Origin of the sequence: Nitrosomonas europaea, assembly GCF_900167395.1 — a bacterium.
In the GTDB taxonomy this organism is placed as follows: domain Bacteria; phylum Pseudomonadota; class Gammaproteobacteria; order Burkholderiales; family Nitrosomonadaceae; genus Nitrosomonas; species Nitrosomonas europaea.
This window is the reverse complement of record NZ_FUWK01000002.1, coordinates 147943-158796: the sequence shown is the minus strand read 5'-3', so window position 1 is coordinate 158796 and position 10854 is coordinate 147943. Positions and strand designations below refer to the sequence as shown.

10 protein-coding genes are annotated in these 10854 nt (G+C 50.7%); 5 read left to right on the top strand and 5 right to left on the bottom strand.

From position 1 onward, the window contains the following. Together B5D58_RS01665 and B5D58_RS01660 are read left to right on the top strand one after the other, a co-directional pair. Positions 1 to 304 (top strand): integrase core domain-containing protein (locus B5D58_RS01665; RefSeq protein WP_143779541.1); only part of this gene is annotated, 304 nt, incomplete at its 5' end. Between the two features lie 8 nt (positions 305 to 312). After that, a complete protein-coding gene (locus B5D58_RS01660; protein WP_198407858.1) occupies positions 313 to 1425 on the top strand; it encodes a PepSY-associated TM helix domain-containing protein in 1113 nt (370 codons plus the stop codon). A gap of 117 nt (positions 1426 to 1542) precedes the next feature. On the opposite strand, the gene B5D58_RS01655 is transcribed toward B5D58_RS01660, so the two are convergent. From B5D58_RS01655 to B5D58_RS14400, 3 genes are all read right to left on the bottom strand, one after another. Further along, a complete protein-coding gene (locus tag B5D58_RS01655; protein ID WP_011111190.1) occupies positions 1543 to 4281 on the bottom strand; it encodes a multicopper oxidase domain-containing protein in 2739 nt (912 codons plus the stop codon). Between the two features lie 41 nt (positions 4282 to 4322). After that, entirely contained in the window at positions 4323 to 5342 is a 1020-nt protein-coding gene (locus B5D58_RS01650) for a multicopper oxidase domain-containing protein (protein ID WP_011111191.1), read from the bottom strand. A gap of 342 nt (positions 5343 to 5684) precedes the next feature. Beyond that, complete coding sequence (locus tag B5D58_RS14400; protein WP_074671112.1) at positions 5685 to 5891, bottom strand: bacterial transcriptional activator domain-containing protein; 207 nt, start codon at positions 5889 to 5891, stop codon at positions 5685 to 5687. A 212-nt stretch (positions 5892 to 6103) separates the two neighbouring features. Between B5D58_RS14400 and B5D58_RS01640 the strand changes: the two genes are divergently transcribed. Further along, positions 6104 to 7351, top strand: a complete 1248-nt coding sequence (locus B5D58_RS01640; protein WP_011111192.1) for an EAL domain-containing response regulator — start codon at positions 6104 to 6106, stop codon at positions 7349 to 7351. A gap of 42 nt (positions 7352 to 7393) precedes the next feature. Here the strand turns inward: B5D58_RS01640 and B5D58_RS01635 are convergent, their stop codons facing one another. Next, positions 7394 to 7942 (bottom strand): dihydrofolate reductase, encoded by a 549-nt coding sequence (locus B5D58_RS01635; RefSeq protein WP_011111193.1) that lies wholly within the window; start codon positions 7940 to 7942, stop codon positions 7394 to 7396. Then, complete coding sequence (locus B5D58_RS01630) at positions 7939 to 8733, bottom strand: thymidylate synthase (RefSeq protein ID WP_011111194.1); 795 nt, start codon at positions 8731 to 8733, stop codon at positions 7939 to 7941. The genes B5D58_RS01635 and B5D58_RS01630 overlap by 4 nt, the downstream gene beginning before the upstream one ends. Positions 8734 to 8831: 98 nt before the next feature. On the opposite strand from B5D58_RS01630, the gene B5D58_RS01625 reads away from it, so the two are divergent. Further along, on the top strand, positions 8832 to 10334 hold the full coding sequence (locus B5D58_RS01625) for a M17 family metallopeptidase (protein WP_011111195.1): 1503 nt from the start codon (positions 8832 to 8834) through the stop codon (positions 10332 to 10334). Between the two features lie 50 nt (positions 10335 to 10384). Continuing rightward, a complete protein-coding gene (locus tag B5D58_RS01620; protein ID WP_011111196.1) occupies positions 10385 to 10735 on the top strand; it encodes a DUF4389 domain-containing protein in 351 nt (116 codons plus the stop codon). Positions 10736 to 10854 lie beyond the last annotated feature (119 nt).

Genomic DNA, 10854 nt, shown 5'->3' with positions numbered 1-10854 from the left:
CCGTGTCTGCCTGGAAAATGGTACGGAACATCGCCTGACCCAGCCAAATCACCCCTGGACCAATGGTCAAGTCGAACGCATGAACCGCACCCTCAAGGAAGCAACCGTCAAACGCTATCATTATGAAAATCATCAACAGTTGCGAGAGCATCTTTACAGCTTCCTGAATGCCTACAACTTCGCCAGGCGACTCAAAACCTTACGAGGACTCACACCTTACGAATACATCATCAAATGCTGGCAAAACGAACCTGAACGTTTTATCATCAATCCATACCATCACAAAGTGGGACTAAACACCTAGGGTTTTTATTGGCGATCTACGGTGTCACGGGCAGTATTCTGGTCTTTCATGCCGAAATCGATGAGCTTTTGAACCCCAAGCTGCTAACCGTCGTTCGACCAACAGGCGGTGCAGTGTACAAACCGTTAGCTGATATTTTTGAGATCGGTACATCCGCTGTACCGGAAGGTGCCAAGCATACTTTTGCAACTTATCCCCGCAACGACAATGCTGCTTTTCGGTTGAATTATTCGGTGTCATCCATTGGCGGAAAAACCGAAAGCTGGCAGGTTTATGTTGATCCCTATTCTTTAAAAGTTCTTGGCAAGCGTCTGATGAAAACCTCTGACAGCTTATTTACCCTTACTTTTATCGGTTTTGTATTCGAATTGCATTATGCCTTATTGATAGAGGGGGAGTTGAGCACCGTAATAGTCGGCCTTTCCGCTGCTTTGTTGATTATTTCAGTGCTGACTGGCTTGATTGTCTGGTGGCCGTTGACCGGAAAGTGGCAACAGGCTTTAATGATCAAGCGCAAGGCCAGTGGTGAACGGTTGAATTATGATTTGCACAAAACAGCTGGTTTTTACAGTACATTGATTTTACTGCCGGTATTGTTTTCCGGTATTTACATGGTCTTGCCACACAACGTAGTGCCGGTATTGGAAGTGTTTTCTCCAGTAACTTACCGCTATTGGTTTCGTTCCACGCCCGTGCCGGGAAAACAGTCGATCAGTATGGCCGAAGCCATCGCACGCGCCGGTCAGCTTTATCCAAAGGGCCGTCCGCACTGGATTTACGGTGCTTATGGTGCTACCGAACAAACGGCGACTTACACTGTGTGCAAGGATGATGTCGACCGTCCTGGAAGCTGGTTGCAACGGGTATGCGTTGTCATGGATCGTTATTCCGGCAAGGTGCTTGATGTTGATGATCCTGCTCTTCCAAATGCTACGGCGGGCGAAGTATTCACGCATTGGCAATGGCCTTTGCATTCTGGCCAAGGGTTTGGCATGACGGGGCGTATATTGGTGTTTTTGACAGGGTTAGCCTGCCCTGTACTGTTTGTGACTGGGGTGATTCGTTGGCTGCATAAGAGAAATGCTACGTCCGTACGGCGACTAAACAATCACCGGCTTTAGCCGGTGGTTGTTTAGTTAGCGGGAGTGCTTTGATCTGTAAGAAGGGAAGTTACAGTGTGAGACAGGTCGGGAGTGTGCTACTTGCTCCCGGCCTGTAGTGCTCAGTTCATCAGAGGGTTACTGAACCGGATTACGTTGCTGATCAGTGAGACCGGCTGACCATTGAGAGTTGAGATTTTGTACCCAGCCGTTATAGACGTTGGGTAACGCCACTATTCCCTGGCCGCCAAAACCCGCCAGACTGCTGATCTTGTCGTCCTTAGGTACCCTACTATCAGCCACAAGTGTAACGGCACCGGCAATTTCAGCATCACTCAGATCACCATCACCGTTTGGATCCGGATCGACTACGATCAGCCGATTGGAGAATTTGTTGGTGATATAGGCGTAGTATCCTCCACCTTTTTTGGCTCCGAAATTGGCCCCATGGCAACCGGGATCGCACGGCAATGACTTGACGATGCTGTCCGTTCTCGTATCGATCACGACAATCTGACCCCCATAAGAAGCCGTTACCATGACTTTGCCATCAGGTGATACTGGTGACTGGATCGGCAATATTCCGATTGGCCCGTTGATTGCACCGGAAATCGGATCGTAATGCTCGATCAGATTGATGTTTTTGATGAAGTTGCCGTCCCCATCCATGACACTGACGCTGTGATGCAGTAAGTTGGCCGCGTATACCTTGCTGGAATCCGGCAGCATACCGATTGCAATCGGATGCGCGCCTGGTTGTCCTTCACCGGTAGCCGTCCTGGCAACGATTTTGCCATCCTCGACATCATAGAAACCTGCATCATGAGTATTGATATTGGGTGTGATGATGCGTTTGCCGTCTGCTGAAATCCAGTGACCGTGCGGATTGCCAGGTGCCTGTCCATGACTCTGTGTCAGTAAGGCATAGTTCACCTTGGTCGTGCCGGCCGGAATGATAACGATGTCATTCTCACCGTTGATGGCCACGGTAATATCATCCGTGTTGGGTAGTGTCATGACATGAGAAGGTGAATCACCCACCTGGACGTTACTGGCCAGTTTGCCCGTTTTCTGTTTGATCGCGGTCAGTTTGTTGTCGAACCACTGAGTGGTATAGACAATCGAATGATCGCGATTAGGCCACATGTTGTGCGGATTGTTCATATTGATTTGTGGCAGGGCAATTTTTCGCTTGAGCGTCCAGTTACTGGTGTCAACTACAGTGATGGTACCTGGTTTGGTTTTGCCGGCAGTTTTCTCGAACTGGGTATCGACCCAGACCTCACCTATGCCCGGTACTGCCGGGCGAGGTAAGGGTGACAGGCTGATATCGTTACCATAACGCGCATTCAACACAGCTGGCAGTGAAACTTTACCGATATCCACGACGACATCCACATCCGGATAAGCGATCTTCCACGGATTGGGAGAAGTAAAGTCCTGCCAGTTCTTTGGTACGGTTGTCACAAAGAAGGTATGCAGCAAACGTGTGGCGAGATCACTGCTGGTCGGTAAATTTTTGACCCCTGAAATCAGATCGATGGTGTTGCCCAGATCCAGACCGTCTGTTGCCGGATCATCGACAATCACAGCGGCAAACATGAAGGGATGGATCTTGCAGGTGAACACATACAGACCAGGTACGTTGAGTTTGAGGATGGCGCCACCCCGGTAAGCCTTGGTTTCATCGAATGGAATCATGAAATGATCACCGCCATGGTCGTTATGTCCGGCTTCGCTTGGCCACAACAGACTGGTGATGGTGTGCACACCTGCAGTATCCGACATGACGAAGTGAACGCTGCTGCCCGGAGGGATGATTTCCAGTGATTTCGTATGCGTGACCGGGCTCAGTGCGTCTCCGCGGGCACTTCTGAACCAGCCGGCAGGTTCATCACTTACGATAAATGTGACCAGTCCGGGCTGATCGCTATCATTGAGAAAAATGGCTCCGCTGGGAGATGCACCAACGATACTGTCTGCAGACTGTCCTGAGTCACGGGCAACCACATGAATGCGGCTGTTCATCCCGGATTGCATGTGCGATATCAGATGGCAGTGAAGTTGCCAGACACCCGGGCCGACACCGGTTCCAGCCTTGATGGTGAAGACATGGCTGTTGTTCAGGTCATCCAGGATATGGGTATCGATGATATGGGGGGTCTTCTGACTACTGCCGGGTTCGATCCAGCGGTGTGCATGCAGATGGAAAGTATGTCCCGGGCCTACTGCCAGTACGTGGAATCGGAGGAGATCATCCTGATAGGCACCCAGATCAGGATTGGCCCACAGAGGCTGCTGATTGCCATTACGACTGATCTCGGCTCCCCAGAAAGTGGAGCCGACCATGAACAGCACGAATTCCTTGCTCAGTTGAGAGCGTTTGGTGGAAACGATAGTGCCATCACCATCCACATAGCTCTGAACATGACCGTTCGATTCATCGACCACGATCGCACCGAATAAGCCCAGCATCGGCGCTTTCTCATCATGGTAAGCAAAAGTACCGGCTTTTCTGGCATTCAGCCGGTAGCTTTTTGTTTGCCCCGGAGCAGCCAGAGCGCTATTGCCCGTTGAAAGACCGGGGGCAGTGAAACTGACCGGGGACTGAGTATTGTTGGTGAGTTGAACATTGATTTTATCCCCTGTTTTGATGAACAGCGTAGGGCCGGGAATAGTGGCCTCGGTTGCATAGCCTGGTACGGTACCGTTACTGCTGGTATGGCTGAGCAATTTATAGGCGGGCTGGCCGTTTGGCAAGGTTTCAGCCGATAGTACGACGTTGTGGGTTGCTGCCATCGACCAGGCGGGAAACAGGCAGGCAGCAACGAATGCAACCAGCGTTGCTGCAAATTGTATAAAAGTGTTGGATCTCATTTTTTTTCCTTGATTTGAGAAACAGATCAATATGTGCGCGATCAACGGGTGATGATGAAGTCACCCCGCATCCCCAGTAATCTGCTGGCGAAGGCAGTATCCTGGTAGCGAGAGGAATGGGTCGCTTTGACTGTAAAGACGTGCTTTTCGAGTGGCCCGAGGACTTTCCGGTTGATCGTGTTGCGTGTGCCTGGATCGATCCACTGATACTTCGGTAGTTCGAACTGATGAAAGTTGGTACCGAGTGCAATCAGATGGAATCTGACATTGGTATTGCGCTGTGCAGTAAGTGGAGGGTTCGTACCCAGAGCAGTCTGTTTGCCGGTGGCGTTATCGATTTCCATGGCCCAGAAGGCATCGTCACCCAGGTAGAACACGTAATCCTTGGCAACATTCGGTGAAACATGAGCCCGATTGCTGCTGGTTTTGGCCTGTCTGGCTTCCGCAGCTGAACGAACGATAAGAGCACCGAACAAACCTTTGTCCTCTGCTCCGTTGTGGTTCTCCATGTTGTGGTCATGGTAGGGCCAGGTTCCGGCTGTACCGGGTGCGGCATTCCAGCGATAAACGTAGGAGAGGTGAGGAACAGCACTCTCATCCTTGTACAGATTGATGTATTTCAGCGTGCCGTCACTTTCCCGATCGTAATGCACACCATGGACATGCAGGCTGACATGCTCCTGGAAGGGGGTATGCGGATCGAACTGATGCAGGAGTTCGATGTCGGCTATATCTCCTTCGTCCAGAATGATGGTCGGCCCCGGAATTGTGGCGGTACTGGTGACATAACGGTTTGTGATATCAATCTGTGTTCCATCCGGTTGTCTGACTATGTGTCCGGCCATGCGGTATCCATAGAGGTTACCGGGCAGTCTTTCAGCATATATGACGATGTTGTGTAAATTTCCTGCTGCCGCTGTGGTTCCGGAAAACAGTAGCAGCAATGCGAGGGTGGCCATCGACCAGGCTATTCCAGTCGATAATGTTTTGCACGACCTTTTCAGATGGTGCAATGGATGAGAATCATGTGTGGGGAATCCACAACCGAACTCGAGCTCCATTTTACTTTCTCCTCTGTTGAATGTTATGAATCAGGCGTTTAATTCGCTCTTGAATGTAAATTTCATATTTCATTTCCTGTAACAGATCCGGATAGCCGTTTCATTCCCGGAAATATGACAAGAGGTAGGATTGTGGCAAACCAGGCGTTACATATCGGTTACAGATTGGAAAATAGTCAAAGGACAAGAAGGCGGGAGGGATATTTTTCTGGTACTTGCATGACCCGTCACGTGGACATATCGACTATCTATAGAAGATGTCTTTCCTGATTTTAGGCTACCTGACGGAGTATCTATCCGAAGTGCGGGTGGTATGAGATCGTCATACCCGGAATACCAGGACTACTCGGTACGTAAATCTGTTATCAGTGACTGGTAGAGAAGTTGGATTTCCTGACTGGGACTGGTGCCCAGATGAGAAAGAAACGTGTGACGGCAACGCTGGTAAGTAGTTAGTGCTTTGGCAGGTTGACCCAGCCGGGTGTAACAGATCAGACGCAACCTGTATCCAATGATAATTGGCGATTCTCCAGCCGAATTACTGACCACCCGGCGCGCATGGATATTTCAGTAGTTCTAAACATATCGTCTTTTTATATATTGTTGCTGGTGTTCGAGAATATAGTGAAACAGGGCTGATTCTGTTTTAGATTGTCATCTTTGCCGGTGTCAGGAGTATTGATATTCTGACGCAATGTTTATCGACAGGTTAAGCTGTTATCCATCTGTGCATCCAAGCACTCTTACTTGAGGTTTTCAGAATGAAGGCTGACATATTTACCACCAGAATCCTGATCCTGGATGACGATCCGTTCATACTGAAACTGCTGATGCGAATGCTGGCGAATATGGGGTTTTCATCCGTCATTTGTTGTGAAAACGGAGTAGATGCCTTGAAGTTGCTGGATGATGTCGCAACCCGGCCCGATCTGATTCTGCTGGATCTCAACATGCCCGGTATGGATGGTATCGAATTCGTTCGTCATCTGGTCGAACGAAAGTTTTCCGGCAGCCTGATTCTCGTCAGTGGCGAGGATGAGCGAATGCTCAGAACGACAGAGAAACTGGTGCAGGCACATCGGATCCCTATTCTGGGTTACCTGCAAAAGCCGGTACAACCCGAAAGTTTGCGTATGCTGCTGATGAAGCTGGATGTGCCGTCATCCATGCGGAGCGGGGAAAGAAATACCCGAAAGATCTACGATGCCGACACAATCAGAACCGCCATCGATTCCGGTCAATTGATCAATTATTACCAGCCCAAGGTTCGGGTCGATACCGGTGTGATTGCCGGTGTCGAGGCGCTGGTGCGCTGGCATCATCCCGTGGATGGAATGGTTTATCCCGATCAGTTTATCGGCGTGGCAGAGGAAAACGGTCTGATCGGCCGGCTGACTCACACCGTGCTCAGCCGGGCTTTCATCCAGGCGAAAGTATGGCAGCAAAGCGGATATGAGCTGAAAGTGGCCGTCAATGTATCGATGGATAATCTGACATCGCTCGATTTTCAGGATGCTGTGGTAAGGCTGGCTGCCGAGGCTGAAATTCTTCCCGGCAAAATCGTACTGGAAATCACTGAAAGCCAGCTGATGGGGGATGTGCGTGTCTCGCTGGAGATTTTAACCCGCTTGCGTCTGAAACGTTTTCATTTGTCTATCGATGATTTTGGTACCGGCCATTCCTCACTGACACAATTGCGGGATATTCCGTTTGATGAACTCAAGATCGATCAGGGGTTCGTACATCGGGCCTCGGGCGATGAAACACTGCGCGCGATATATGATGCCAGTCTGGCCCTGGCAAAGCAGTTGAATATGGAAGCCGTTGCCGAAGGGGTGGAAGATCGTGAAGACTGGGAATTACTGCGCCAGACCGGTTGTGATCTGGCACAGGGTAATTTCATCTCGCGACCGATGCCGGCCGAAGCGCTGGGTGAGTGGATGGAGAAATGGCATGTGCGAATCGAGGCTGAATCGCTGGTTTCTCCAAAAGCAGGCAAGGCGTTGTGATAAGCGTTTACCGCCGATCAGGGAGATCGATACCGTTCAAAGTCAGGATAAATCTGTCGAACAGGCACCTGCATTGACCGGCTGCTTGCGGTCCAGTACCACGAAGTGATATTCGATGCCGCTATCTGTTGCCTGATGCATTTCACGGGAGATCTCCCGCCAGTTGTCACGATCATACTCCGGAAAGAAAGTATCTCCTGCGAAATCCTGCTGAATCTCGGTCAGATATAAACGCTGGCAGAACGGCAACGTCTGCTGATAGATTTCAGCACCACCGATGATGAAGATCTGCCGATCGTCACCACAAAAATGCTCCAGCACTTCCTGTATCGAACCTGCCGTGAGGATACCGGGCTGATTAAAGTGACGTTGTCGGGTGAGCACGACATTGGTACGATCAGGCAGTGGCCTGCCAATCGAATCAAACGTCCGGCGCCCCATCACGACGATCTGGCCGGTGGTCAGTTGCTTGAAATGCTTGAGATCAGCCGGCAGATGCCAAGGCAGTGTATTATTCAGCCCGATTACCCGGTTGGCTGAAACAGCAGCCAGAATCGCCAGCCGGGGGGGTGAAAGCGACGGGATGGTCATACAGCCACCGGTGCCTTGATAGGCGGGTAAGGATCATAATCGTGCAAGGTAAAATCCTCGTATCCGAAATCAAAGATATTTCTGACTGTTGAATTCAGTTGCATGGCTGGGAGTGCTCTGGGTTCGCGTTCCAGTTGCAACCGCGCCTGTTCAAGGTGGTTCAGATACAGATGCGCATCACCAAAGGTATGGACGAATTCGCCGGGCTGCAGGTCGCAACATTGTGCGATCATCAGTGTCAGCAGTGAATAAGAGGCAATGTTGAAGGGAACGCCCAGAAAGATATCGGCACTGCGCTGGTAAAGCTGGCAGGAGAGTCTGCCATCCGCCACGTAAAACTGGAACAGTACGTGACAGGGGGCGAGCTTCATTTTGTCGAGATCACCTACATTCCATGCGGAGACGATCATCCGGCGTGAGTCCGGTGTTTCTTTGATTTGCTGGATCACTTGCGATATCTGGTCAATGACAGTGCCGTCGGAAGCTGCCCAGGATCGCCACTGATGGCCGTAGATCGGGCCCAGATCACCGTTTTCATCTGCCCATTCATCCCAGATGGAAACCCCGTTTCTTTTCAGGTAATCGATGTTGGTTTCGCCGCGCAGAAACCATAGCAGTTCATGAATGATCGATTTGACATGACATTTCTTGGTTGTCACCAGCGGAAAACCCGTTTGCAGATCAAAGCGCATCTGATAGCCAAAAACGGAGAGTGTGCCGGTGCCGGTGCGATCACTCTTTTTATGGCCGTATTGCAACACATGTCGCATCAGGTCGAGGTACTGATACATGAATAATCCTGAAAGGGTGAATCAAGCGGATATAATACAACGTTATTTTGACAATGATGCCGGTGGGCTTTTTGGGAGTGCCACCCGGCCGGAAACCAATGCTCGCCACACTTATACAAAACGATAACACTTTCGACGAATCAACCCGGACTTCTCACTTACTGATTATCTTTCCCAAGACAGACAAAATCCCCGGGAAATATCAATTGCCTGCCGAGCAGGTATTGAATGATTTGCTGCAACGGCAGGGTATACCGGTAAACCGGCTGGCTGAAACGCCTTTGTCGGCCAGTTTGCAGCATGGAGGGTTGTATGCCTGGGTGATGGTGGATCCCGGTAGATCGCTGTTCGAGCAGCAGACCAGTCTGCGCAAGGCCATGCAATTGCTGCTGAATGAACATCCGGCCGAAATCCATCTCGCTGTTTATGGGGATGATGCTCAAAGGCGTCATCTGGCTGAGCTTGCAGTGTATGTTGCCTGGGTCAATGGAGCAATTCTGCCGGTACGCAAGCAGCGTAAGCCGGACGATAAGCCTTTGGAGCGAATTTGCCTGCACGGGATAGTGGATTCCACCGGGTTTGCCATGCAATGTGCGCAGGCAGAGGGAAATTTTCTTGCCAGAGGATTGACCATTCTGCCACCTAATGAACTGACACCCAGAACTTACCGCGAGCAGATCAGAAAGCTGGCCGCCAGTGAGAACTGGCAATATGAGGAATATGAGCTGTCCCGATTGCGCGAACTGGGAGCAGGTGCATTCAGTGCCGTTGCCCAGGGCAGCCTCACGGACGATGCAGCGATCGTCCATTTGCGCAGAACCGCAGGGCACGGGGAAACCGGTAAAACGATTGCGCTGGTGGGGAAGGGGATCTGCTTCGATACCGGCGGTCATAATCTGAAACCGGCACGCTATATGTATGGCATGCATGAGGATATGAATGGTTCCGCAGTGGCGCTCGGTGTGCTGCTGGCAGCCACGCGAGCCGATCTGCCGATCAATATCGACTGCTGGCTTGCCATCGCACAGAATCACATCAGTCCCGCGGCATTCAAGCAAAACGATGTGATCACCGCTCTGAATGGTATGACCATAGAAATCGTTCATACCGACGCCGAAGGCCGTCTGGTGCTGGCTGATACGCTGACGCTTGCCGCCAGGGAAAAACCGGATCTGATCATCGATTACGCCACGCTGACGGGCAGTCTGATTACCGCGCTGGGATCACGTTACAGCGGAGTCTTCACCAATCGGGATTATCTGGCGCAGAATGCGGTGGCTGTTGGCCGGTCAAGTGGTGAGCGGGTGTGCGTATTACCGGTGGACAGTGATTACGAGGCTGATCTCGACAGTAAAATCGCTGATATCAAACAGTGCACTATAGAAAGCGAAGCTGACCATATTCTTGCCGCCTGTTTTCTGCGGCATTTTGTGAATGATATTCCCTGGCTGCACATGGATCTTTCTGCTTGCCGTCATCAGGATGGACTGGGTGCGGTGGGTACGGAAGTTACCGGTTTTGGTGTGACCTGGTCAATGCATTTTCTGCAGGAGATACTAAAGATCCTGCAGAAAAGAATGAGCAAATCCCGCACCGATTGAAAGTAGTAAATATATAGCCGAATTCATCAACCCGTTTGAGACATCACTTTATGAATGACGAAGTAAAACAACGATTGCAGAGTACTGAAACCTGGATTCGTGTACTTTTTATGTTGCTGTTCATGTTTATCCAGGGGAGTGTGAAATTTCTGATCGTGCTGCTGGCCCTGTTTCAGCTCGGATCGACTGTCCTGACCGGGCAGGCCAATACCCGACTGCTCAAACTGGGCCGCCAGCTGGCAATGTATGATTACCAGATCAGTCTGTTCCTGACATTCAACAGCGAACAACGCCCGTTTCCATTTTCTTCCTGGCCTTCTGATACAGATAACCGTACCTCGGACAATGCAGATAATCGTACTCCGAACGAGAATCCGGAAAAGACCAGCTGGTTTCAGTAATCGTTCTGCTGTATTTCTGAGCAGATGATCTCTGCTCAGTGAAGGGATGCACAGCTCGATGAACTGGCAGGCATCCGCGCAAATAATAGTGATTACCTCTCTGGATTAATGACTTTGCA